Below are 22,401 nucleotides of genomic sequence, written 5' to 3' on the forward strand. Positions count from 1 at the left end.
CTCGACGGTCGCGCTCGCATTGAGCGCGGTTTGCGTGGCTGAGGGGCGGCGGCCCGTCAGCTCGTGGCGGCCTCGGCGTCGGCCTGCGCGGCCTCGAGCGCCTCCTGCGGCGTCGCCGCACCGGACAGCGCGTTCTGCACGGCGGTCCACAGCGCCTCGGAGATCAGCGGGTAGTCGTTCCCGAGACCGTCGCTGGTGCGGCCCTTGGCGCTCTGCACGGCCTCGACCCAGGGCTCGAGGTCCGGGTTCTCGGCCAGCAGCTGCTCCTGGCCCTCGGCGGTCGGCGGGACGTAGTACGCGAACGTGGTCGCCGTCTCGACGAAGCCCTCCGGCGTCGTCATGCACTCGACGATCTGGCGGGTCACGTCGTAGCGCGCGGTGTCCTCCTGGACGGGCGCGACGATGAACTCGCCACCGGTCGGGGCGGGGGCCACGCCGCCATCCTTGCCCGGGAGCTGGACGAGACCGGTCTCGAACTCGGCCTCGGCCGCGCTGTTGACCTGCCAGGTGCCGTTCTCGGCGAAGGCGAAGTCCCCCGTGAGGAACTCCTCCCACACCGTGTTCTGCGAGTTGTTGATGACGGTGTTGGGCGCGTAACCCTCGTCCAGCCAGCCCTTCCACAGCTCGAGGGCCTCGACGGCCTCCGGGGAGGACAGGTCTGTCAGGTCGGCGCCGGAGCCCCAGAACCACGGGAGGAACTGGAAGGAGCCCTCCTCGGTGCCGATGCCCGCGAACGTGATGCCCTTGTGCCCGGCGTCGGTGACCTGCGCGAGCGCGGCGGTCAGGGAGTCCCAGTCGGTGATCGAGGCCGGGTCGACGCCGGCGTCGGAGAGCACGTCGGCGTTGTAGTACAGCGAGAGCGTGTTGGCGCCGATCGGGATGCCGTAGGCGCTGCCGTCCACGACGCCGGCGTCGAGCAGGTTCTGGTCGATCGCGGAGGTGTCCAGGCCGAACTCGTCGACCGTGGTCAGCATGCCGGTGTCCGCGAGGGTGGACACGGCCGGGTTGTCGATGAGGATGACGTCGGGCGACGTGCCCTCCTGGGCCGACAGCAGGGCCTGGTTCGTCAGCGCCGTCGTGTCGTACGCGGTGCGCTCGATCGTGACGCCGGCGTCCTCGCCGCAGGTCTGGACGCGCGCCTCCCAGTCGGAGGAGCCGTCGTGCTGGGGGTAGGGGTCCCACCAGGTGTAGGTGCCCCCGGCGGCAGAGTCGCCGGACGCTCCGTCGGAGCTGCCGCCTCCGTCGTCGGACGAGCAGGCGCCGAGGACGCTCACGCCGGCCACGGCGAGAGCGGCGGCGGCCGCGAGACTGGTGGGCTTGCGCCGAGTGTGCTTCATGGTGCGGTTCCTCCTTGAACGGTGGCCGGTCCGACGTCGTCGGCGGCCGGTGCGGTGCTTCTTCTGTGTCTCCACCGGTGTCGAACCGGTTCGATCGTGGGCGGCGGGAGAGACACCCCGGAAGGTGGTGCGGAATCAGTCCCCTCGCGGGGGTGCGGTGCTCCCCCGGTCGACCAGCTCGGGCGAGACGAACCGGACCACGTGCGGCTCGTCGGGACCCGCCTGCCCCTCGATGCGCCGCACCAGCTCGCGCACGGCCATGCGGCCGAGCCGGTCGGGTGCGCTCTCGATCGAGGAGTACGGCAGGGAGAACGTACGGGCGAACTCGTCCGAGTAGCGCCCGACGACGGACAGGTCGGCCGGCGCGGTCAGCCGGCGATCGTGCAGCACGGTCGGCAGCGCTGCCGCGGCGGCCTCGTTGTTGACGAGCAGTCCCGTCGCGCCGGGGTAGGCGTCCAGCAGACGGTGCAGGTCGCGCCCCACCTCCGGCTGGTGCGACGAGCCGAACTCTGCGTGCAGGGTGATCCCCCGCGTGCGGGCCGCCTCGATCGCCGCGTTCTGCAGGCGCCACACGTAGGCGCCACCCCGCTCGACGACGTGCTCGGGCTGCGAGACGAGCAGCAGCTCGCGGTGCCCGAGGCGGTGCAGATGGTCCACCATCAGGCGGCCGGCGTCCTCGAAGTCGAGGTCGAACACGTCCACGCCGGTGCAGTCCGCCGGCAGCCCGACGAGCGCGCCCGGCTGGGGTGCCTCGCGCAGGATCGGCAGGCGGTCGTCGTGCTCGGCGACGTTGAGCAGGACGATCCCGTCGACCATCCGCGAGTCCGTCATCCGCCGCAGCGCGTTGCGCCCGTCGGCCTCGGTGGACAGCAGGATGTCGTAGCCGAGCTCGCGGGCCGTGTTGGAGACACCCAGCATGTACTGCAGCATCGCCGGGGCGAACTCGTCCTCGAGGAACTGCGCGAGCAGCCCGATGACGCGGGTCTGGGAGGTGGCGAGGGCCCGGGCGCCGGCGTTCGGCGTGTAGCCGAGCTCGCGGACGGCGGTCTCGACGCGACGGCGGACGTCGGCGGAGATGGTGCGCTTGCCCGACAGCGCGTACGACGCCGTGCTGCGCGAGACTCCCGCGACCCTGGCGACGTCCCCGATGGTGGCCACCGCGCCTCCTCGTTGTCGACCTCTTCGTTGCGAACCGGTTCGACACTAGCGCGCGTGGCGTCGGTGACGCAAGAGGCATTCCTTGGCGGGTTTTCGTGGGTGTCGGAGTGATGCTATCGAACCGATTCGCTACCCGTATCCGTTTCCTCGGCCACGACGCCTCGCCGGCCTGTGACGCCCGGAGCGTGTCGGTCCCGTCCGTCAGGCTGTGGGCATGACCCAGGAGACGACGCCGACCCCCGGCGCCCGCTGCTTCGGTGACGGCGACCCGCTCTACGCCGAGTACCACGACACCGAGTGGGGCCTGCCCGTGCACGGCGAGGCCGAGCTGCTCGAACGGATCGCTCTCGAGGGATTCCAGTCCGGGCTGTCGTGGCTGACGATCCTGCGCAAGCGCGACGCGTTCCGCGAGGTCTTCGGCGGGTTCGATCCCGAGCGCGTGGCTGCCATGACTCCCGACGACGTCGAGCGGCTCCTGGGCGACGCCCGCATCGTGCGCAACCGGGCCAAGATCGAGGCCACGATCTCGAACGGACGCGCGGTCCTGGCGCTGCACGAGTCCGGACGGACCCTCGACGAGCTGTTCTGGTCGTTCGCCCCCGCACCGCGCGCGACCCGGATCGCCACGTGGCAGGACGTCCCGGCCACCACGGACGAGTCGAAGGCGCTGGCCAAGGCGCTCAAGAAGGAGGGCTTCCGGTTCTTCGGCCCGACGACGGCGTACGCGGCCATGCAGGCCTGCGGGCTGGTCGACGACCACCTCGCCACGTGCCCGGTGGTCACCGCCGAGGGCGCGCCCGGCCGCTGAGCGGTGCCGTGTGCCCGGCCGAGGCTCAGAGCTCGGCCTCGTCGCGCGCGTCGTAGGCGTCGCGCGCGCGTTCGACGGCGGGCAGGTGCGCCGACGCCCACTCCAGGACGACGTCGACGGGCTGGCGCAGCGTCTTGCCGAGCGGCGTGATCGAGTACCGGACCGCGACCGGGCGCGTGGAGACGATCTCGCGTTCCACCACGCCGTTGCGCTCGAGCCGGCGAAGGGTGGCGGTCAGCGACTTCTGCGTCACCGCGGGGATGGCTCGACGCAGCTCGTTGAAGCGGCAGGGACGTTCGCAGAGCTCGTCGAGCACTCCGAGGGACCACTTGTCGAGCACCTGGTCGAGGAGCTCTCGGTGGGGGGCGTCGATGCGGAGCGCGCCGTCGGTATCCATGACGAAACCTCGTCTCGTTGAAGTGCCTTCCCGTGCCTAGATATCCTACCGATACCTGCTTCGACAAGGAGAGACGACCATGACTGTTCAGCACTTCACGCCGGAGGGCATGCTGCAGCCCACCCCCTACCACCACGTGGCCGTCGGCACGGGCACGACCCACGTGCACGTCAGCGGCCAGGTCTCCCGCCAGGCTGACGGGACCCCGGTCGCACCGGGCGACCTGGCCGGTCAGGTCGCCCGGTCCTTGCAGAACACGGGCCTCGGCCTGACGGCCGCCGGAGCGTCGTTCGCCGACGTGCTGCGTCTGACGTTCTACGTGACCGGGTGGACGCCGGAGAAGATCGGCGACCTCATGGCCGGGATCGAGGCGGTCGCCGAGGAGATCGGCCTCCCGCTCCCCATGCCGCCGGCCAGCCTGATCGGTGTCGACTACCTCTTCGAGCCGGACGTCCTCGTCGAGGTCGAGGCGACCGCGCTGCTCGACTGACCCGCCGGGCCGTGCCGACCGTCGTCGGCGGCCGGCGAGGGCCGCACCGCGACGGCCGCTGCGAGCAACGTGCCGAGCCCGGCGGGGCGGGTGTGCGCCGGCCACCCGAGGACCGTCGTCACGGGCGGCGCGTCCGTCACGGGGATCGCAGCGTGCTCCGGCCACTGCCACGCCCGGCTCGACGCGGGGATGACCAGGAGGGTGCGCCCCAGTGCGACGAGCTGTGCGAGCTGGGACTGCGATCGCACCTCCGGTCCGGGGCCGTCGGGGTACGTGCCGTCCAGTCGCGGCCATCGCGCCATCGGCAGGTCAGGGACGCGTGCGACGTCGGACATCGTCACCTCGGCCCGGGCGGCCAGCGGGTGCGCGGCGGGAACGATCGCCACCTGTCCCTCCGTCAGCAGATCCTGCGTCTCGAACCCGGCGAGATCGTCGACGGGGCGGTGCATCAGCGCGACGTCGGCCGCACCGCGACGCAGGACGCCGGCCTGCTCCCCCACCTCGCACAGCATCACCTCGACCGGTACGGCGCCGTCCGTGCTCGCGTGCGCGTCGAGCAGGGACTGCAGCAGCTCGTGGGAGGCACCGGCCTTGGTCACCAGCGTGATCGCCCGCGACCGGTCGGCGGCGCGACGGGTACGCCGCTCAGCCGCCTCGACGGCGGCGAGCGCCCGCCCGGCCTCCCCGTGCAGCACCTCCCCGACGGCGGTGAGCGCGACGCCCCGTCGATCGCGGTCGAAGAGCTGCGCGCCGAGCCGCCGTTCGAGCTGCCGGATCGCCCGCGACAGCGGCGGCTGCGCGATGCCGAGCCGCTCGGCCGCGCGCCCGAAGTGCAGCTCGTCGGCCACCGCCGTGAAATAGCGCAGCTCGCGCGTCTCGAGGGTGTCCACGGTGTCCGAGCCTACGCGGCTCATACCTGTGGGGTATCACAGGCGACCCGATCGATCTTGGACGGACCGAGCCCGCACGCCCGAGCATCGTTCCCATGGAACAGCAGAAGATCGCCCTCGTCACCGGCGCCAACAAGGGAATCGGGTACGCCATCGCCCATGGTCTGGGCCAGGAAGGCTTTCGGGTCGCCGTCGGCGCCCGCGACGACGCACGACGGGACGCGGCCGTCCAGAAGCTGCGCGCGGACGGTGTGGACGCCTTCGGCGTCGCGCTCGACGTCACCTCCGACGAGAGCGTCGCCGCGGCGGCGCGGGCCGTCGCGTCCGAGGCGGGGCGGCTCGACGTCCTCGTCAACAACGCCGGGATCTCCGGCAGCCTCGCCGACGGCGCCCAGGACCCGACGACCCTCGACCTCGACGTCGTGCGTACCGTGCTGGACACGAACGCGTTCGGGGCGGTGCGCGTGACCAACGCGATGCTGCCGCTGCTCGAGGGCGCCGACTCGCCTCGGATCGTGAACATGTCCAGCGACATGGGCTCCCTGGAGCTGCACACCGGCCCCCTCCTGGCCGCCTACGCGGCGTCCAAGACGATGCTCAACGCGCTCACGGTCCACTACGCGCGCCGGCTGGCCGATACGAACGTCATCGTGAACTCCGCGTGCCCCGGCTACGTCGCGACCGACTTCACCGGGCACGACGGCCCGCGCACTCCCGACCAGGGCGCCGTGGTCGCGATCCGGCTGGCCACGCTGCCCGACGACGGTCCCCGCGGCGGGTTCTTCAACGAGGCCGGACCGCTCCCCTGGTAACCGTTCGTGTTGTGGGCGCGATTTCTGGGGCTGAAGATGGCCTCAAGCAGACAAATCGGGCCAGAAATCGCGCCCACAACACGGAGGGTGGGTCGGTCGGTCGGGTCAGTCGAGGCCGCTGTAGGAGTGCTTGCCGTTGAAGATCAGGTTCACTCCGGTGAAGTTGAACAGCACGCACGCGTAGCCGACCAGCACCAGGTAGGCCGCGCGGCGGCCGGACCAGCCTCGCGTCGTCCGCGCATGGAGGTAGGCGGCGTAGACGACCCAGACGACGAAGCTCCAGACCTCCTTCGGGTCCCAGCCCCAGTAGCGCCCCCAGGCGTGCTCCGCCCAGATCGCGCCGCCGATCAGCGTGAACGTCCACAGGACGAACGCCACGGCGTTGAGGCGGAAGCTGAGTATCTCGAGCTGAGCGGGTACGGGCATCCCGTCCAGCCAGCGCCAGGACCGGCCGCTGAGCGCGACCGCGCCGTTCTCCCGGCTGTCCCGCAGGAGCTGGAGGACCGAGACGACGAAGCTGACGGTGAAGATGCCCGTCGCGATGATCGCGACCCCGACGTGCAGGACGAGCCAGTAGGACTGCAGCGCCGGCTGGGTTGCCGTCGCCGGGACGAAGACGACCTGGGCCAGCGCCAGGAAGAGCACGCAGAGCCCGACGACGAACGAGCCCAGGAACCGTACCTCGGCCCGTCGCGCGACCAGCACGAACGTCGCGAGCGTGATGAAGGCCCCGACGATCGTGAACTCGTACATGTTCGCCCAGGGGGCCCGCCCGGCAGCGATGCCACGCGCGACGATCGCCACCAGCAGGAGCACCGTGCCGAGCACGGTCACCGACATCCCCATCGCGGCGAACCGGCGGTTCTGGGGAGCGTGCGGTCCGCCGTCCACGCCGTCAGCGCCGTCAGCTCGGCCGTCGCTCTCCGTGGTGAGCGGGACCCGGGCCGGTGCCCGACGGGGCACGTCGGCCAACCGGGCGAGGTCGACGGCGAACATGATCAGCCCGATCGTCAGCGCGGTCGCCGCGGACCACACCAGGAGCTGGCTGAGCTCGGTGCCGGTCATGCTCACCAGAACACGGCCAGGGCGACGTTCACGAGCGAGAGGCCGCCGACAGCGTGCGCGAGGCCCACCGGGACCGTCTGGTCACGCTTGATCTTCGAACGGCCGATCCACGCCGCGACCAGGACAGCGACCAGCACGACGAGCTTGACGCCGATCTTCATGTGGTTGACGTCGCCGTCCGCCGACTCCGCCAGGCCCACGAGAGCGACACCGCTGGCGAGCTGCACCCAGCCGCCGACGAACTGCGACATGGTCACCGTCGGAGTCCGGAACCGCGCGAACCATCCACCCACCAGGGCAGCGGCGCCGAGGATGTGGACGAACAGGGCAAGCATCACCATCAGATCCATGGCCGTCACACTAGCCGACGCGGCGTCGGCAACATTCACGCGGCGGCTGTGATCTTCGCCCGTCGGCGCACCCGGCCCGGGACGTGGCGTCGCCGCCGGACGCCGCGGTCGTCAGGCTCGGTCAGGAGCCGAGCACGCCCGGGACCGTCGTGAGACGGCGCGCCAGCTCGTCGCCGTCCGCACCCGAGACGGTCGGCACCGCGGCCCGTGCACCCGAGCCCTCGAGGTCCGATCGCTCCGGGCCGGCCGCTGCCCCGCCGTCGGGCAGGTTGCCCGCGAGGACCTGCTCGGTGGGGCGGAGCCGGCGGATGGCCACGGCCGCCACCTGGTCGGGGCGGCGGTCGACGGCGCGCGCGTAGATGCCGGCGTCGTGCTGACCGTCGTCCCCCACGAGCAGCCAGCGCACGTGGGGGAACCAGGACATGAGCAGCTCGATGCTGGCGTCCTTGTGCGCCTGCCCGCTGCGGAACCAGCCGGTCATGGTGGGCCCCCAGTCGGTGAGCAGCAACGGACCCGGCGGGTAGGCGTTGCGCGCGAGGAAGGCCCGCAGCGTCGCCGCGGTGTTCCACGCGCCCGTCGAGAGGTAGACGAACGGCGCCTCCGGGTGGGCCTGCCGCAGCCGCCGGTAGAACGCGGGCATGCCCGGCACGGCGCGCCGCTTGCTGGAGTGGCGCACGAACGTGTTCCACGCCGCGAGCAGCGGGCGCGGCACCGAGGTGACCATCGTCGTGTCGTCGATGTCGCTGATCACGCCGAACCGCGTCTCCGGGCCGATGATCAGCAACGGCGCGTCCGCGGTGTCCTCCTGCTCCGGCGGGACCGTCGGCTCCGTCGCGCGCTCCGCCGCCGTCGCGGCCCCCGCGTCGCTCAGCCGGGCCCGCTGCCAGCCCGGCGGCAGCGGCGGGTCGGCCGGCACGTCCACCTGGACGTCGACGTAGCCGGCCCGGTCGCTCTGCACGACCTGTCGGGCGCCGCCGACCTGGACCAGGACCCTGCGGTGCGGGGCCGGCACCGTCACGAAGTGCCGGAAGCCGCGGCGCCCCGCGCGGTGGGCGTTGTCCGCCGCGACCCGGCCCGGCGGGGTCAGCAGCACCCTCGCGAGCACCCGCACCCGGCGCGGCGAACCGTAGCCGGAATACGTCTCCATCCGCGGCCGCCAGCCGACGCGGCGCAGCAGCCAGCCCGCCGCCTCGTAGAAGCGGTCCTCGACCACCGCGGCCAGGTGCGGCCGCTGCGACGGGTGCGGGGTCACGGTCATCATGCGGTCATCATCCGATCACTGAGCGCCCGAAGGCGCCGATGATCAGCGACGAGTCTCCACCAGAAGCCTTCCACGCCGCTATCAGACCAGGTAGCGAGCCTGTGCGCACGGTGCGACGATCACCGGCATGGATCTCTCCGTGCTCACCAGACCCTCGCCGCGCACGTCCGTGCCCCGCACGCTGGCACGGGTCGCGCTCGGCCTGGCGCTCGCCGGTGCGGGGATCTCGCACCTCACCGTCGCGCGCGAGGAGTTCCAGGCGCAGGTGCCGAGCTGGTTCCCCGTCGACGACGACGTCACGGTGCTGGCGTCCGGCGTCGTGGAGATCGCCATCGGCGGTTCCCTCGTGGTGCTGTCGCGGTGGAAGGTGGCCGTCGGTCTGGTCGCCGCCGGGTTCTTCGTGGCGATCTTCCCCGGCAACGTCGCCCAGTGGCTCGAGGGCACGGACGGGTTCGGCCTCGACACCGACGCCAAGCGCCTGGCCCGGCTGCCGTTCCAGGCGGTGCTCGTCGCCCTGGCGCTGTGGTCGACGGGAGCGTGGTCGGCGCTGCGGACCGCCCGTCGCACCGACCGGTCCGGCAGGTGAGCGACGCGCTGCGTGCCTAGCATGCTGCGATGAGCATGGACCTGCCGGACGGCGAGCACCAGACCCCCGCCGGCGTCTCGGACGCGACCGTCGAGGCGCTCGGCATGCTGAGCGAGGCGTTGGAGACCGTCGAGCGCGCCCGCGGCCACCTGTACACGTTCCACCAGCTCACCGGGGAGGCCGACCTGGCCCTCGGGGACGCGGTGGACAAGCTGCGCGAGGCCGGCCACGAGGACGTCGCCCGCCGGATCTCCGAGGACCTCGTCGGCCGCAACGTGATCGCCGGCCGCTGGACCTTCCAGATCGTCGAGGACTACGACGACGGCTACTGGCACGCGTTCCGCGCCCACGAGCGGGACGCCCGTGAGGAGCTCGCCGACGGCGTCCGGCACCTGGCGGAAGCGCGGATGAAGCAGGAGCGCCGCACCCACGCACGTCCCGGCCACGAGGTGGGGCCGGGCGACGTCGACCGCTAGCGCTCAGGCGCCGGGCCGCCGTCGACGGTTGCGGAACCACCGCCACCCGGCGACGACGAACGGGAGATAACGCAGGATCCGTGCCATCCCCTCACTCTTGGACGGAGCCGCTCGCCTCGCCATTCGGCCCGCCGTGCGGGGCCAGCCGCTCCACGAACGGTGCGACGAGCTCCTCGACGCTCGTCCAGACCTGCCCCAGCGGCACACCTGACTCGATCATCCGCGACCCGGAGTGCACGACGGCGTTGATGAGCTCGGCGCACCGCGTGACGTCGTGGACGCCGAGCGTCTCCAGCGTGTCGGCCAGCGGCTGCAGCAGCTCGTCGTGCATCGCGCGAGAGCCCTCCTCGACCGCGCCAGCGGGACCGACGCTCGCGAGCGCCGTCGCGAGCGCGTGCTCCCCCTCGGCCACGAGCTGGAGGTTGGCGCGCATGTAGGCGAGGACGCGCGCCGGCTCGTCGGGCGCCTCGTCCATCGCGCGTGCGACCGTCGCCGACCATCGCGGGAAGACGTCCTGGACCATGGCGTGCAGCAGGTCCTCGGCGGAGCGGAAGTACTGGTACACGCTCGGCCGGGCGAGCCCCGCCCGCTCGGCGAGCGCGGCGAACGTCGGGGGTCGCCCGGTCTCGGCCAGGAGGGACCTGGCGGCGTCGAGCAGCGCACGTTGCTGTGCCGAACGGTGCAAGGCGACCGTGGGAGCGCTGATCCGCGGCACGACTCTCCTTCTGACGGGCTCTCGGGCCCTGACCGGGCCCGAGAGCGTGAGCTCAAGCGCTGAGTCTCCCATCTTCCATCTCGACGATGCGGTCGCAGTGCTCGAGCACGTCACGGTCGTGGGTCACCATGACGGTCGCCACGCCGTGCTCGTGCGTCTCGGCGGCGAGAAGCCGGACGACCTCGTGGCTGCGCGCCCGGTCCAGGGCAGCGGTCGGCTCGTCGACGAGCAGCAGGGAGGGGGCGGTGACCAGTGCGCGGGCGATGCCCACGCGCTGCCGTTCGCCTCCCGACAGCTCGTGCGGCCGACGGTTCGCCTTGTGCCCCATGCCGACCTGCTCCAGGAGCGCTCGCGGCTCCCGACCCGGCGTCTCACGACCGCCGACGACGCGCAGCGCGAACCGCAGCTGGTCGACGGCCGTCAGGGCGGGGATCAGGTTGCCCGACTGGAAGACGAACCCGATCTGCTCGCGCCGCAGCGCCGCCTGCCGGCTCGCCTTGAGCGCGCCCACGTCGACGCCGCCCACGTGGACGCCGCCCGTCGTCGGCTGGATGAGTGCTCCCGCCACGGCCAGCAGGCTCGACTTGCCGGAACCGGAGGGGCCGAGGACGGCCAGGAGCTCGCCCTGCGGGACGGTGAGGCTCACGCCGTCCAGCGCGGTGACGGTCGAGTCGCCGTCGCCCAGCTCCAGGGAGACGTGGTCGAGGACGAGGCCGTCCGCGTGGCGTGCTGCGGAGTTCGAGAGCTGTTCGACGGCGTGCGTCATCGTTGTCCTCCGAGTGCGGTCAGGGGGTCGACGCGGGCGATGCGGCCGACGGAGACGGCGGCGCCGAGGAGTCCGAGACCGACCATGAGTCCGGCAGCGGCGGCCAGCGGCCTGGCCTCGAGCGAGAACGGCATCGGCGTCGAGGTCAGGAGTGCGCCGAACCCGACACCTACGCCGATGCCGACGGCGGTGGAGACGACGAGGACGACGGCGGCCTGACCGATGGCGTCCCGGACGAGGAAGGCGGTCGAGGCACCCATGGCGCGGGCGACGGCGATCTCGTGCTTGCGCTGGATGGTCCACACGGTGAAGAACGCGCCGACGACGAGCGCCGAGATCGCGTACAGGAACGCCTGGATGAGCTCGAGCGTGAGCGTCTCGGCGGAGTACCCGGGCGAACCGTCGAAGGACTCCTCGAGGCTCACGGTCGTGGTGGCGGCGACCTCGTCCCCGGCCGCGGCGTCGATGTCCGTCCCGGAGGCGGCGGTGAGCACGATCGCCGTGGCCTCGTCGTAGATCTCGGGCCGCGCCTCGGTCCCCTCGGGGACTCCGGCGTGGAAGTCGCCGAGAGGAGGTCGAGCAGCTCGCCGAGGTCATCGACGCGACGGTCTCGTCGCCGACCTGACCGAGGTGTGGGCCGCCGTCGGCACGGCCCCACCGGCGGGGCCACGGCCGCAGCAGCGGACGGGTCAGGAGACGGCGAGCGGGTACGTCACCGCACCGTCCGGGCCCACCGACGGCGTCGCACCCCACCGCCCCAGCTCGTGCGGCTGCGGCTTCGCGCCGTTCATGAGGTGGACGACCTGCCAGCCGCGCGCCGCCAACGTGTTGGCGACGAGCAGCCGGTGGCACCGCCAGGGCATCGGCTCGCCGCACATGACGGCCACGTGGCGGTCCTGCGCCAGCCCGGTCAGGCGCGCGAGGCCCGCCTCGTACTCCGGGGTGAGCGTGTGGTCGGCATAGTTCTTGAAGCTGACGTTCTGCCATCCGGCGTTCAGCTCCGGGTCGACGTCGCGCTGCTTCGGCCGACGCCCGGCGAGCTCGGTGAGGTGCTCGTAGCCGATGCCGGCGTCCGCGAGCCACGTGGTCATCTCGTCGGCGTCGAACTGCGGGCTGCGCCGCGACCCGGGCATCCGGCGCACGTCGGCGAGCAGCTCGATGCCCGCCGAGGCGAGCGTGTCGAGCACGACCTCCCGCGGGCAGGTCCAGTGCCCGATCGTCCAGATCTCCCCCGCCACGTCCACCGATGGCCTCCTCCCGCCGCGGCCACCTCATCGTAGGTCGGTCCTGCGGCCGAGCGCCGCTCAGCCCCGGCCGCACGCTCCGCAGGTGCCCCGACGGCGCAGCCAGTACGCGTAGGTCGCCGCCCCGAGCGCGGCCGACCACAGCGGCCACAGCAACGCCGGCCCGACAGCGCCCCACGTCTCGGCGTCCAGCCCGAGCATCCCCTCGGAGAACCCGAGGGCGATCATGGAGACGCCGGCGGGCAGCACGGCCACGGCCACGAGGGTCGCGGGCACGACGGCGAGACCCACCGGGACCCGCTTGCCGGCGAGACCGAGCATCCAGCGCGGGAAGACGTCTCCCCAGCGCTGGTACAGCCCGAGCGTGAGCACCGCACCGAGCAGCGCGAACGTACCGAGACCGATGGGGCCGATGAGGTCGAGCCCGCGCATCGACTCGACGGAGTCGCGGGAGAAACCCAGAGGGATGCCGAGCGCCCACGCGATGCGGGTGAGGCCGTAGAAGGCGGGGATCGCCGCGGCCACGAGCGCCGCGACCCGGCCCCAGCGCGCGGCCGCGGCCGGCGTCGTCCAGGCCGGGTCGGCGCCGTCGTGCCGTCGGCCGCACCGGTCGCACGCGGCGAGGCCGCGCCTGGTGGAGCGCACCGCGGCGACCGTGAGGAGCACCGCCCCGCACAGCACCACGACCTGGAACAGGAAGTCGGGTGCCACGTAGTGGTCGAGCGAGGCCCGCACCTCGGCGCTGAAGAGCGACATCACCAGGACGGCAGGCAGGTAGCCGACCCCGGCCAGGACGGTGGCGTCCACGAGCAGGACGGCGGCCAGCAGCACCGCGACGGTGCCGCCGACGGCAGCGCGGCGCGGGCCGTTCGCGGTGGAGCGTCCCCAGCGCAGCCACGCCGCGAGCGCCGCACCGACGGCCGCGAGGACGGCGACGCCGGTGGCCAGCGTCGCGACAGGCACGTCGCGGAGCAGGCCGTGGTTGATCGCCTCGGGCGTCACCACGGCGGAGTCCACCGCTCCCCGGTAGACGAGCGCCAGGACGAGTCCGGCCACCCACCAGAGGACGGCGAGGTTCTCGAGGCGGCGGGACGTGCGGGGGCGGGACGGCCGGCCGCGCGGCGCCCGGCCGGTCGGTGGTGACGACTGCTGCGAAGCTTCGTGTGTGGTCATGTCTCGAGCCTCGTGACCCGCGCCCACGAACGGATCCCCCGCCGCGACCAGCACGCTCCCCCGTGCGGGGGAACCTCAGCCCGCCCGCACGAACCCCGACGTGTAGGCACGCACCACGGCCTGGGTCCGGTCGCGCACGCCGAGCTTGCCCAGCAGGTTGCCCACGTGGGTGCGCACCGTCTCGACGCCGAGGTACAGCTCACCGGCGATCTCGGCGTTCGACATCCCGTCGGCCATGAGCCGCAGCACCTCACCCTCCCGGTCGGTGAGCCGCGCGGACACCAGGGCGTCGCCCGACGGCGGACGCCCGGCAGCGAGGCGGCGCACCGCGTCCGGGAACAGCAGCGAGTCGCCCTGCGCGACGGTGCGGACCGCCTGGGCGATCTCCTCCGGGCGGGCCCGCTTGAGGAGGAACCCCTGGGCACCGGCCTGCAGGGCGTCGAGCACGTGGTCGTCGTTCTCGAACGTCGTCAGCACGACCACGCGCGGCACCGGCCCGCCGGCACGGTCGACGACGGCACGGGTCGCGGCGATGCCGTCCACGCGCGGCATGCGCACGTCCATGAGCACGACGTCGGGCCGGGTGTCGGTGACGAGCTGCGGGACCCCGGCGCCGTCCTCCGCCTCGCCGACCACCGTCAGGCCGGGTTCCGCGTCGAGCACCACGCGCAGCCCGGCGCGCACGAGCGGCTCGTCGTCGACGATCGCGACGCGGACGTCCTCGGTCACGGCACCGATCCTGCCGCACCGGTGCCCGCGGTGCCGAACCGCGCACGCACGACCCACCGGTCCGGCTCCTGGCCGCCGTGACGGGGTCCGGCCTCCAGGGTGCCGCCGAGCAGCCCCACCCGTTCGGCCATGCCCGCCGTCCCGCGGCCGGTGCGTGGGGCGCCCGACGGCGGCCCCTCGGCCGTCGGGTTCGTCACCTCGATCTCGACCCCGCCGTCGTCGGCCGTCACCCGCACGGCCACCGGGGTACCGGGCGCGTGCCGCAGCGCGTTCGTGACCGACTCCTGCACGATCCGGTACGCCTCGCGCGACACGGCCTGCGGCACGTCGGGCTCCGGCGACGTGCCGGCCGTGCCCGACGACGGCGGCAGGCCGTCCAGCGCGACGTCGGCCCCCGTGCGCCGCACGTCCTCGACGAGGCGCGGGACGTCGGCGAGGGTGCGCACCGGCGGTGCGGGCGCCGTCGGCGACCCGTCGCCCGCAGGACGGCCCGCGGCACGACCGGGTCCCGGGTCGCGCAGCAGTCCCAGCACGTGGTCGAGGTCGGCCATCGCGGCGCGGCCGGTCGCCTCGATCGCGGCGAGCGACTGCCGCGCGGCGTCGTCGTCGGACCCGACCTGCCGTACGGCGGCTGCGGCCTGCAGGGTGGTGACGGTCAGGGCGTGCCCGACCGAGTCGTGCAGCTCGCGCGCCAGCCGGTTCCGTTCGACGGCGCGCCGGGCGGTCGCCTCGAGCTCGGCGATCCGCTCGGACTGGTCGGGACCGAGCAGCGGCAGCGCCGCCTGCCGCAGCACCACCCGGACGAGCGCCGCCGCATACGGGAGCGCGAGCAGCAGCACCAGGGCCGCCGCCAGGGACAGCAGTCCGCCGCCGAAGCCTCCGACCTCGTGGAACACCCCGATCACGACGTCCTGGTCGAGGCCGAGCCCGACCAGCACGAGCTGCGTCGCCAGCGGCACCACGAGCAGCAGCGCGAGGGTCGCCGCGGCACCGGCCGCCAGGTGGAGGCCGTACCACGCCGCCGCGCGCCACCGTGTCGCGGCGAGCAGCCTGCCGCCGTCGGACCGTGGGACCGGAACCTCCACCCCGAGGAACGTCCGCACCGCCAGGATCTCGAGCGTGCGCACCGCCCCCAGGAACGGCGGCACCAGCACGATCGCCGCCGTCACGCCGACGAGCACCGCCAGGGCCACCCGCGAGATCTCCGGCGCGGCGAACATCTGCGCGAACCCGGTCACGAGCACGCCGTACGCGCCGGCCACGACGCCGCCGAGCACCAGGTACACCCCGGTCTGCAGCGTCGACACCGACGTCAACGGGCGCAGCGCACGGCGCCACCCACCGCGCGATCCGGGTGCAGGGTCCATGCCGGTCAGTCTGGCAACGAGCGCGCGGCGGCGCCTCCCCCGCGCAGGGGAGCTGTCACCGCCGGCGGGTCACCACAGGACCAGGAGGATGGCCACGATCGTGAGGTCGGCCAGCACGTGAGCGACCCACGGCAGGAGCAGGCCGTGCGAGACCCGGCGCAGCACACTGAGGACGAGACCGTAGCCACCCGCGAGGAACACACCCCACCACCCGCTCGGGAAGCCGTACCAGTGGGAGGCACCGAACATCGCGGCGGCGAGCACGACCGCGACGGCGCCGCGCAGGTCGTGACCCAACGCCCGCTGCGCCACCCCGTTGTAGGCGCACTCCTCGGCCGCGGCGTTGACGAAGGCGAACGTCAGCGCCCCGAGCACCAGCACCCAGACGCCCTGGCCGTCGAGGATGTCTCGGTAGACCTCCTGTCCGGTGCCGACCTCGTCCGCCGCCCACGACCAGACCACGAGGGCCAGCGCCGCGACCGGGACGATCGCGACGGTCAGCCACACCCCCGGCCGGTTCACCGTCCCGGCCCGGAACCAGTCGGTCACCAGGGCGAGCCGGCGCCACCGGCTCACCAGGACGTAGAGCACGACGGCGAGGACGAGCGGCACCGGCCACAGGGCCACGCCCGCCGCACCCGCGACGCCGACGGCCTCGAGAGCCGCACCCGCGCCACGGAGCACCCCGGTGACCGCCACGAGACAGAGGGCCAGGGCCGCCACGCTCCCCGACCCCGACGGCGCTCCGCCGCGCGTCGCAGCACCGGCCGTCACCAGCACTAGCGCCGCCGCCGCGATCAGCGGCCCGGCCACCGGGTGCCCACCCACGACGACGGCCGCGACGAGGCACGCGGCGGCGAGCAGCGCCGGCACCACGGCACGCCGGTCCGGTGCCGCCGCGCCCTCTCCCACGCCGGTCCCCGCCACCTGCTCCATCCCCGAGCCCTTCTACGCCGCGAGCTCCTGACCGCTCAGCTGGTGGATCGACGTCATGACCTGGTCGGTCAGCTCGCGGCGGGCCTGGGCGGGCCGCAGCGTGGCGGTGATCTGGCGGTTCGGGTCGATCGGCACGCCGAACTCGACCCGGACGCCGCGCACGGGTCGCGGCAGGCGCCTGCCCACGGGCTGGACCTTCTCGGTGCCGTGCATCGCGACCGGCACCACCGGGGTGCCCCCGGCGAGCGCGAGCCACGCCACGCCGGTGCGCCCCGGGTGCAGCCGGCCGTCACGCGAGCGGGTGCCCTCGGGGTAGATGCCGAACGCGCCGCCGCGCTCGAGCACGTGCAGCGCGTCCTGGAGCGAGCGCTGGCCGGCGCGCGGGTCGTCCCGGTCGACGGGGATGTGGCCCATCGTGGTGAAGAACCAGCGCGAGAGGCGACCCTTGAGCCCGCGGCCCGTCCAGTACTCCGCCTTGGCGATGAACGTGACGTGCCGCGGAACCACGAGCGGCAGGATGATCGAGTCGATCACCGACAGGTGGTTGCTCGCGATGATGACCGGCCCGCGGCGGGGGACGTTGTGCAGGCCGGTGACCTGGGGACGCAGGAACACGTACACCAGGAGCGAGCACACGAGCTTGAGGATGCGGTACGTCACCGGCTCATCATCCCTCAGCCGAGGGTGACGAGGTAGTCCTCGGCCTCGTCGTCCCAGGCGAGCCGGACGGCGTCGGCGGCCGCGGCGGCCTTGCAGAACTGGAGGAACCCGCCGTAGCCGAGGGCCTTCTCCGAGAAGTCAGGGCGACGCTTGCGCACGTGGTTCTTCAGGCCGGAGAGGGCCGCGGTGCCGCCCGCGTCCTGCACGACGGCGCGCAGCAGGTCGAACGCCTTGGCGCTGTCCGGCTGCTCCGGGAGCTCGACCACCGGGTCGCCCGACGACGGTCCGTCGCTCAGGACGATGACGTCCCGGTCGGCGAGGTAGCGCAGGAACTCCCCAAAGGTGCGGAAGCCGTAGTCGGACTCGCTGAACGTCGGCTCCTTGCGCACCAGCGTGCGCTTGAGCTGCGACGCCGTCACCGAGCCGGACGCGGACCCCTGCAGGCCGGCGAGGGTCTGGGCGACCTTGACCTCCATGGTGGGCGGTTCGCCGGTGGGGGCGTCGTCGTCCTCGTCGTTGGCCGGCTCGGGCGCGCGGTCGGGCACGTCGACCGGTTCGGGCAGCGTGATCTCGGGCTTCTTGCGCCGGGTCCGGCCGGTCGAGGTCGTGCCCGACGGCGCGGCGGGCGTCGCCTCCTCGGCGGGCGGCAGGTCCTCGGCCACGGCCGCGGCGGCCTTGCTGCGACCGGTGGTGGCACGCGAGCCGGTCGACCGGCCGGAGCCGGAACGCTTCGTCGTGCTCCTCTTCGGACGAGACTCGGACTCGTCGGGGACCTCGACGCCCTCGAGGCGGTCGTAGAAGAGGAACTCGTCGCAGGCCGACGGCAGCAGGCGGGAGGTGGACTTCTCGACCCCGACGCCGATGACGCGCTTGTCGAGCTCACGCAGCTTGTGCACGAGCGGGGAGAAGTCCGAGTCGCCTGTACACATGACGAAGGTCGAGATGTACTCGCGCTCGAAGGCCATCTCGATGGCGTCGACGACCATCTTGATGTCGGCGGCGTTCTTGCGCGACGCCCCCATGCGCTGGGGCATCTCGATGAGCTCCACCTGGTGGCGGGTCAGCATCCGCCGGTCCTCGTCGAAGTACGACCAGTCCGCGTACGCGCGCCGCGTCACCACCCGGCCGCGCACCGCGAGGGCGTCCGCGATCGGCTGGAAGTCGAACTGCATCCCGCCCAGGTGCTCCCGGGCGCCGAGCGCGAGGTTCTCGTAGTCGAGGAAGACGGCAAGGCGCTCTTCGGTGTCCATGCCCGCCAGCCTACGGCGCCACCAGCCGAACCGATGCATCTCATCATGCGGTCGCACTTGTCCGCAGGGTGAACCGTGCGTACAGTCGAGCCCGAAGCCATCCAGAGCGGCCGAGAGTCCTGGCTCGACGACGCCGCAGCAACCCGTTCTCCGACGGAAGCCTCCCGAGGACGAAGGTGCTCAACGCCAGGCCTGATGGAGTGACGCATGGTCGCAGAGGCACCCCCGCACGTCCCGGTACACCGGCACCGCCCGACGGTGAGCTTCGAGCTCATGCCGCCCCGCCGGCCCGACGCCGCCCCCCGGTTCTGGGAGACGGCGCGCCGACTGGTCGCGGCGAACCCCGACTTCGTGTCGGTGACCTACGGCGCCGGCGGCGGTGACCGCGCCACCGCCCGGCACGTCGTGGCGACCCTGCTGGGCGGCACCCCCGTGCTGCCCATCGCCCACCTGACCTGCGTCGGAGCCTCCCGCGAGGACGTCTCCACCGTCATCGACGAGTTCCTCGAGGCCGGCGTCCGCTCGTTCCTCGCGCTGCGCGGCGACCCGCCGAAGGACCAGCCCGACTGGCGCCCGCCGGCCGACGGCGTGCACTCCTCGATCGAGCTCGTCGCCCTGCTGCGCGAGGTCGAGGCCCGGCGCTGCGCCGTCGACCCGGCCGCCGCCGTCCGCGGCGCCGCCCGGCCGCTCACCGTGGCGGTGGCCACCTTCCCGGACGGCAACCGCCAGGCGGGCACCACCCGCACCCAGGAGGTGCAGCGCCTGCTGGAGAAGCAGCAGGCCGGTGCCTCCTTCGCCATCACCCAGCTGTTCTACGCCGCGGACAGCTACACCGACTTCGTCGCCGAGGCCCGCGCGGCCGGCGTGACGATCCCGATCCTCGCCGGGCTGATGCCCACGACCGAGCCGCGCCGGCTCCGTCGTGTCGAGGAGCTCACCGGCGTCCCCGCGCCCCAGCACCTGCTGGACGCGCTCGACGCCCTGCCGGACCCGGAGGCGCAGCACGCCTACGGGACCGCGTACTCCGTCGAGCTCGCCCAGCGCGTGCTCGACGCGGGCGCACCCGGCCTGCACGTGTACACGTTCAACAAGTACCGACCCGCTCTGGACCTGCTCGAGGGTGTTCACCTCGGCGGTCGGACGCCGCACGGCGTCCCTGACCTGGCCAGAAGGCCGCTGGTACCGGGCATCCCGACCGTGGCTCCCGCCGTCTGACGCCTTGCCGAACATCGAGGTCCCGCCCGCGATGCCCGGTCATTGCGGTCGCGACCTCGACGCTCGGCGCCGTCGCGACGCGGAAGCACCGACACCTGGAGTGCTCATGACCACACCGACCGAACCCCACCGCCCCACCACCGCGTTCCCCGGCGGCACGATCCTCGGCTATCCCCGCATCGGCCGCCGCCGCGAGCTCAAGCGCGCCGTCGAGTCCTTCTGGGCCGGGCGCACCGACGCCGTCGACCTCGAGGTCGCGGCCGGCGCGCTGCGCCGCGACACCCTGCGACGCCTCGTCTCGCTCGGGCTGGACCCCGAGGACGGCTCCGTCCCCGGCTCCTTCTCGTTCTACGACCAGGTGCTCGACGTCGTGGCGCTGCTCGGTGCCGTCCCGACCCGGTTCCGGGACCTGATCGACGGCGACGACGGATCGCTCGACCTGGACGGCTACTTCACCGTGGCCCGGGGCCGCGGCGAGGACGCGCCGCTCGAGATGACCAAGTGGTTCGACACGAACTACCACTACCTGGTGCCGGAGATCAGCGAGACGACGCCGATCTCCTTCGCGGACCACCGCATCGTCCGTGAGTTCGCCGAGGCCAAGGAGGCGGGCGTCACCACCCGGCCGGTCCTCGTCGGGCCGGTCACCTTCCTCGCGCTGTCCAAGGCCGCCGACGACGCGGGCGAGGGCTTCCACCCCCTCGACCGGCTCGACGACGTGGTCGCCGCGTACGCCGAGCTGCTCCGGGCGCTGGCCGCCGTCGGCGTGCCGTGGGTGCAGCTCGACGAGCCCGTCCTCGTCTCGGACACGGTCGACGCCACCGCCGAGCGGGTCGATGCCGCGATCACCTCCGCGTACCGCGCGCTGGCGACCGACCTCGCCGCACGGTCCGACGACGACGGTCTCGACGCCGAGGCGGAGCGCCCGGCCATCCTCGTGGCCACCCCGTTCGGCGGGCTCGCGACCGGCACGCCGGCCGACGGCGGCACCCGCGACGGCCTGGCGCTGCTCGCCGCGACCGACGTGGACGCCATCGCGATCGACCTGGTCAAGGGCTCCGTCCCCACGGGCCACGGGCCGCACGGGACCGTCCCCGGCCTGGAGACGAAGACCCTCGTGGCGGGCGTCGTCGACGGGCACAACGTGTGGCGCGCCGACCTCGCCGCCCGGTTCGACCGGCTCGCCGCGCTGCGCCCGCTGGGCGCCGGCGCCCTGACCGTCGGCACCTCGACGTCGCTGCTGCACGTGCCGCACGACGTGGAGGACGAGTCGTGGGAGGGGCCGGCCGCCGAGCGCGCGGGTCGCTCCCCCGAGCTGCGCCGCTGGCTCGCGTTCGCCGACCAGAAGGTCCGGGAGGTCACGACGCTGGCCCGCGCCGTCACCGACGGCCCGGACTCGGTGCGCGCCGAGCTCGACGCGGCGAGCGCGGCGCTGGCCGAGCGGGCGACCGCACCGGGCGTCGTCGTCCCCACGGTCCGCGAGCGCCTGGGCGCGCTCGTCGAGGGCGACTTCGCCCGCGGCGCGCACGCCGAGCGGGTCGCCGCCCAGCGTGAGCGGCTCGGGCTGCCGCCGCTGCCCACCACGACGATCGGCTCGTTCCCGCAGACGGCCGAGATCCGCAAGGCGCGGTCGGCGTGGGCCCAGGGCGAGCTCGACGACGAGGCGTACACCGCCGCGATGCGCGCGGAGATCGCCCGGGTGGTCGCGCTCCAGGAGGAGATCGGCCTCGACGTGCTGGTGCACGGCGAGCCGGAGCGCAACGACATGGTGCAGTACTTCGCCGAGCTGCTGGACGGGTTCGCGACGACGGACCTGGGCTGGGTGCAGTCCTACGGGTCGCGCTGCGTGCGGCCGCCGATCCTGTGGGGCGACGTGACCCGCCCGGCCCCGATGACGGTCGGGTGGACCCGGTATGCCGCGTCGCTCACCGAGAAGCCCGTCAAGGGCATGCTGACGGGGCCGGTGACGATCCTCGCGTGGTCGTTCGTGCGTGACGACCAGCCGCTGGCGGACACCGCGAACCAGGTGGCGCTCGCCCTGCGCGACGAGGTGCGCGACCTCGAGGACGCTGGCACCGCCGTCGTGCAGGTGGACGAACCCGCCCTGCGCGAGCTGCTGCCGCTGCGCCGCGCCGACCAGCCGGAGTACCTGCGCTGGTCCGTCGGGGCGTTCCGGCTGGCGACGGCGGGAGCGGAGGCCTCCACGCAGGTGCACACGCACCTGTGCTACTCGGAGTTCGGCGAGGTCATCGGCGCGATCGACGGGCTGGACGCCGACGTGACGTCCATCGAGGCCGCGCGGTCGCGCATGGAGGTCGTGCCGGAGCTCCACGCCGCCGGGTACGCGCGCGGCGTCGGGCCGGGCGTCTACGACATCCACTCGCCCCGCGTGCCGTCCGTCGACGAGGTCACGGAGCTGCTGCGCCTCGCCGTGGGCTCCATCGACCCGGACGTGGTGTGGGTGAACCCGGACTGCGGGCTCAAGACCCGCGGGTACGCCGAGGTGGAGCCGTCGCTGCGCCACCTGGTCGCGGCGGCGCAGGCGGTGCGCGCCGGGCTCTGACCGCCGTCGTCACACCCCGTCGGCGCTCCCGTGGCGCCGGCGGGGTGTGATCTGTGCACGCGGTGCAGAACCGTCTGGACCGTCGCGGCGCCGGTGTGCCAGCATCGACGGTGGTCCGCCGTCGGGGCGGGCCGCGGACCGGTACGAGGAGCG

The 22,401-nt window shown here is 73.3% G+C and carries 24 protein-coding genes and 1 riboswitch; of the genes, 7 read left to right on the forward strand and 17 right to left on the reverse strand.

Annotated elements, in window-relative coordinates; translation table 11 throughout:
• Nucleotides 1-56: 56 nt before the first annotated feature.
• Nucleotides 57-1,337 (reverse strand): sugar ABC transporter substrate-binding protein, encoded by a 1,281-nt coding sequence (locus tag ACWAT2_RS08265; protein ID WP_402374737.1) that lies wholly within the window; start codon nucleotides 1,335-1,337, stop codon nucleotides 57-59.
• 135 nt (nucleotides 1,338-1,472) lie between these two features.
• Nucleotides 1,473-2,495: a LacI family DNA-binding transcriptional regulator gene (locus tag ACWAT2_RS08270; RefSeq protein ID WP_402374739.1), complete on the reverse strand. Its 1,023-nt coding sequence runs from the start codon at nucleotides 2,493-2,495 to the stop codon at nucleotides 1,473-1,475.
• 214 nt (nucleotides 2,496-2,709) lie between these two features.
• Here ACWAT2_RS08270 and ACWAT2_RS08275 point away from each other — a divergent pair, with 214 nt between their 5' ends.
• Nucleotides 2,710-3,303 (forward strand): DNA-3-methyladenine glycosylase I, encoded by a 594-nt coding sequence (locus tag ACWAT2_RS08275; protein ID WP_402374741.1) that lies wholly within the window; start codon nucleotides 2,710-2,712, stop codon nucleotides 3,301-3,303.
• Nucleotides 3,304-3,328: 25 nt separating this feature from the next.
• Here the strand turns inward: ACWAT2_RS08275 and ACWAT2_RS08280 are convergent, their stop codons facing one another.
• The gene (locus ACWAT2_RS08280) at nucleotides 3,329-3,700 is read right to left on the reverse strand and encodes a winged helix-turn-helix transcriptional regulator (protein WP_402374743.1); all 372 of its coding nucleotides are present in this window, start codon (nucleotides 3,698-3,700) and stop codon (nucleotides 3,329-3,331) included.
• Nucleotides 3,701-3,779: 79 nt separating this feature from the next.
• On the opposite strand from ACWAT2_RS08280, the gene ACWAT2_RS08285 reads away from it, so the two are divergent.
• Complete coding sequence (locus ACWAT2_RS08285; protein ID WP_402374745.1) at nucleotides 3,780-4,190, forward strand: RidA family protein; 411 nt, start codon at nucleotides 3,780-3,782, stop codon at nucleotides 4,188-4,190.
• On the opposite strand, the gene ACWAT2_RS08290 is transcribed toward ACWAT2_RS08285, so the two are convergent.
• The gene (locus ACWAT2_RS08290) at nucleotides 4,133-5,080 is read right to left on the reverse strand and encodes a LysR family transcriptional regulator (protein ID WP_402374747.1); all 948 of its coding nucleotides are present in this window, start codon (nucleotides 5,078-5,080) and stop codon (nucleotides 4,133-4,135) included. The two genes, ACWAT2_RS08285 and ACWAT2_RS08290, sit on opposite strands and share 58 nt — an antisense overlap.
• Before the next feature lie 95 nt (nucleotides 5,081-5,175).
• Here ACWAT2_RS08290 and ACWAT2_RS08295 point away from each other — a divergent pair, with 95 nt between their 5' ends.
• A complete protein-coding gene (locus tag ACWAT2_RS08295) occupies nucleotides 5,176-5,892 on the forward strand; it encodes an SDR family NAD(P)-dependent oxidoreductase (protein ID WP_402374749.1) in 717 nt (238 codons plus the stop codon).
• 105 nt (nucleotides 5,893-5,997) lie between these two features.
• Here ACWAT2_RS08295 and ccsB read toward each other — a convergent pair whose 3' ends face one another.
• The 3 genes from ccsB to ACWAT2_RS08310 form a co-directional block, all read right to left on the reverse strand.
• Nucleotides 5,998-6,957, reverse strand: coding sequence for a c-type cytochrome biogenesis protein CcsB (gene ccsB, locus ACWAT2_RS08300; RefSeq protein ID WP_402374751.1), 960 nt, complete (start codon nucleotides 6,955-6,957; stop codon nucleotides 5,998-6,000).
• Nucleotides 6,958-6,959: 2 nt separating this feature from the next.
• Nucleotides 6,960-7,307 (reverse strand): hypothetical protein, encoded by a 348-nt coding sequence (locus ACWAT2_RS08305; protein WP_402374753.1) that lies wholly within the window; start codon nucleotides 7,305-7,307, stop codon nucleotides 6,960-6,962.
• Nucleotides 7,308-7,428: 121 nt separating this feature from the next.
• Nucleotides 7,429-8,568, reverse strand: coding sequence for an App1 family protein (locus tag ACWAT2_RS08310; protein ID WP_402374755.1), 1,140 nt, complete (start codon nucleotides 8,566-8,568; stop codon nucleotides 7,429-7,431).
• 127 nt (nucleotides 8,569-8,695) lie between these two features.
• Between ACWAT2_RS08310 and ACWAT2_RS08315 the strand changes: the two genes are divergently transcribed.
• A complete protein-coding gene (locus tag ACWAT2_RS08315; protein ID WP_402374757.1) occupies nucleotides 8,696-9,154 on the forward strand; it encodes a DoxX family protein in 459 nt (152 codons plus the stop codon).
• Between the two features lie 29 nt (nucleotides 9,155-9,183).
• A complete protein-coding gene (locus ACWAT2_RS08320; RefSeq protein WP_402374759.1) occupies nucleotides 9,184-9,630 on the forward strand; it encodes a hypothetical protein in 447 nt (148 codons plus the stop codon).
• Nucleotides 9,631-9,721: 91 nt separating this feature from the next.
• Here the strand turns inward: ACWAT2_RS08320 and ACWAT2_RS08325 are convergent, their stop codons facing one another.
• From ACWAT2_RS08325 to ACWAT2_RS08370, 10 genes are all read right to left on the reverse strand, one after another.
• On the reverse strand, nucleotides 9,722-10,345 hold the full coding sequence (locus tag ACWAT2_RS08325) for a TetR/AcrR family transcriptional regulator (RefSeq protein ID WP_402374761.1): 624 nt from the start codon (nucleotides 10,343-10,345) through the stop codon (nucleotides 9,722-9,724).
• A gap of 52 nt (nucleotides 10,346-10,397) precedes the next feature.
• Complete coding sequence (locus ACWAT2_RS08330; protein WP_402374763.1) at nucleotides 10,398-11,111, reverse strand: ABC transporter ATP-binding protein; 714 nt, start codon at nucleotides 11,109-11,111, stop codon at nucleotides 10,398-10,400.
• Nucleotides 11,108-11,605: an FtsX-like permease family protein gene (locus ACWAT2_RS08335; protein ID WP_402374765.1), complete on the reverse strand. Its 498-nt coding sequence runs from the start codon at nucleotides 11,603-11,605 to the stop codon at nucleotides 11,108-11,110. Before ACWAT2_RS08335 ends, ACWAT2_RS08330 begins: the two co-directional genes overlap by 4 nt.
• Before the next feature lie 195 nt (nucleotides 11,606-11,800).
• Nucleotides 11,801-12,355: a DUF488 domain-containing protein gene (locus ACWAT2_RS08340; RefSeq protein ID WP_402374766.1), complete on the reverse strand. Its 555-nt coding sequence runs from the start codon at nucleotides 12,353-12,355 to the stop codon at nucleotides 11,801-11,803.
• A gap of 60 nt (nucleotides 12,356-12,415) precedes the next feature.
• On the reverse strand, nucleotides 12,416-13,528 hold the full coding sequence (locus ACWAT2_RS08345) for a hypothetical protein (protein ID WP_402374768.1): 1,113 nt from the start codon (nucleotides 13,526-13,528) through the stop codon (nucleotides 12,416-12,418).
• A 75-nt stretch (nucleotides 13,529-13,603) separates the two neighbouring features.
• Nucleotides 13,604-14,257, reverse strand: coding sequence for a response regulator (locus ACWAT2_RS08350; protein ID WP_402374770.1), 654 nt, complete (start codon nucleotides 14,255-14,257; stop codon nucleotides 13,604-13,606).
• Nucleotides 14,254-15,624: a sensor histidine kinase gene (locus tag ACWAT2_RS08355; protein ID WP_402374772.1), complete on the reverse strand. Its 1,371-nt coding sequence runs from the start codon at nucleotides 15,622-15,624 to the stop codon at nucleotides 14,254-14,256. The genes ACWAT2_RS08350 and ACWAT2_RS08355 overlap by 4 nt, the downstream gene beginning before the upstream one ends.
• Before the next feature lie 69 nt (nucleotides 15,625-15,693).
• Nucleotides 15,694-16,560, reverse strand: a complete 867-nt coding sequence (locus tag ACWAT2_RS08360) for a CPBP family intramembrane glutamic endopeptidase (protein WP_402374774.1) — start codon at nucleotides 16,558-16,560, stop codon at nucleotides 15,694-15,696.
• 12 nt (nucleotides 16,561-16,572) lie between these two features.
• Nucleotides 16,573-17,220, reverse strand: a complete 648-nt coding sequence (locus tag ACWAT2_RS08365) for a lysophospholipid acyltransferase family protein (protein WP_402374776.1) — start codon at nucleotides 17,218-17,220, stop codon at nucleotides 16,573-16,575.
• Nucleotides 17,221-17,234: 14 nt separating this feature from the next.
• Nucleotides 17,235-18,470 carry an NYN domain-containing protein gene (locus tag ACWAT2_RS08370; protein WP_402374778.1) on the reverse strand — a complete coding sequence of 412 codons (1,236 nt, stop codon included), beginning with the start codon at nucleotides 18,468-18,470 and terminating at the stop codon, nucleotides 17,235-17,237.
• Between the two features lie 94 nt (nucleotides 18,471-18,564).
• Nucleotides 18,565-18,672: riboswitch (SAM riboswitch) on the forward strand.
• A 5-nt stretch (nucleotides 18,673-18,677) separates the two neighbouring features.
• Here ACWAT2_RS08370 and ACWAT2_RS08375 point away from each other — a divergent pair.
• The gene (locus tag ACWAT2_RS08375; protein WP_402374780.1) at nucleotides 18,678-19,685 is read left to right on the forward strand and encodes a methylenetetrahydrofolate reductase; all 1,008 of its coding nucleotides are present in this window, start codon (nucleotides 18,678-18,680) and stop codon (nucleotides 19,683-19,685) included.
• Nucleotides 19,686-19,791: 106 nt separating this feature from the next.
• Nucleotides 19,792-22,248, forward strand: coding sequence for a 5-methyltetrahydropteroyltriglutamate--homocysteine S-methyltransferase (metE, locus tag ACWAT2_RS08380; protein ID WP_402374781.1), 2,457 nt, complete (start codon nucleotides 19,792-19,794; stop codon nucleotides 22,246-22,248).
• The last annotated feature ends 153 nt before the right edge of the window (nucleotides 22,249-22,401 follow it).

The sequence above is a fragment of the Isoptericola sp. GX10416 genome, from assembly GCF_056590155.1.

Bases quoted from the DNA above. Each gene is read 5' to 3' on its own strand.
- ACWAT2_RS08265 (WP_402374737.1), bottom strand. From the start codon at position 1,337: ATGAAGCACACTCGGCGCAAGCCCACCAGTCTCGCGGCCGCCGCCGCT.
- ACWAT2_RS08275 (WP_402374741.1), top strand. From the start codon at position 2,710: ATGACCCAGGAGACGACGCCGACCCCCGGCGCCCGCTGCTTCGGTGAC.
- ACWAT2_RS08280 (WP_402374743.1), bottom strand. From the start codon at position 3,700: ATGGATACCGACGGCGCGCTCCGCATCGACGCCCCCCACCGAGAGCTC.
- ACWAT2_RS08285 (WP_402374745.1), top strand. From the start codon at position 3,780: ATGACTGTTCAGCACTTCACGCCGGAGGGCATGCTGCAGCCCACCCCC.
- ACWAT2_RS08295 (WP_402374749.1), top strand. From the start codon at position 5,176: ATGGAACAGCAGAAGATCGCCCTCGTCACCGGCGCCAACAAGGGAATC.
- ccsB (WP_402374751.1), bottom strand. From the start codon at position 6,957: ATGACCGGCACCGAGCTCAGCCAGCTCCTGGTGTGGTCCGCGGCGACC.
- ACWAT2_RS08305 (WP_402374753.1), bottom strand. From the start codon at position 7,307: ATGGATCTGATGGTGATGCTTGCCCTGTTCGTCCACATCCTCGGCGCC.
- ACWAT2_RS08310 (WP_402374755.1), bottom strand. From the start codon at position 8,568: ATGATGACCGTGACCCCGCACCCGTCGCAGCGGCCGCACCTGGCCGCG.
- ACWAT2_RS08315 (WP_402374757.1), top strand. From the start codon at position 8,696: ATGGATCTCTCCGTGCTCACCAGACCCTCGCCGCGCACGTCCGTGCCC.
- ACWAT2_RS08320 (WP_402374759.1), top strand. From the start codon at position 9,184: ATGAGCATGGACCTGCCGGACGGCGAGCACCAGACCCCCGCCGGCGTC.
- ACWAT2_RS08330 (WP_402374763.1), bottom strand. From the start codon at position 11,111: ATGACGCACGCCGTCGAACAGCTCTCGAACTCCGCAGCACGCCACGCG.
- ACWAT2_RS08345 (WP_402374768.1), bottom strand. From the start codon at position 13,528: ATGACCACACACGAAGCTTCGCAGCAGTCGTCACCACCGACCGGCCGG.
- ACWAT2_RS08355 (WP_402374772.1), bottom strand. From the start codon at position 15,624: ATGGACCCTGCACCCGGATCGCGCGGTGGGTGGCGCCGTGCGCTGCGC.
- ACWAT2_RS08360 (WP_402374774.1), bottom strand. From the start codon at position 16,560: ATGGAGCAGGTGGCGGGGACCGGCGTGGGAGAGGGCGCGGCGGCACCG.
- ACWAT2_RS08370 (WP_402374778.1), bottom strand. From the start codon at position 18,470: ATGGACACCGAAGAGCGCCTTGCCGTCTTCCTCGACTACGAGAACCTC.
- ACWAT2_RS08375 (WP_402374780.1), top strand. From the start codon at position 18,678: ATGGTCGCAGAGGCACCCCCGCACGTCCCGGTACACCGGCACCGCCCG.
- metE (WP_402374781.1), top strand. From the start codon at position 19,792: ATGACCACACCGACCGAACCCCACCGCCCCACCACCGCGTTCCCCGGC.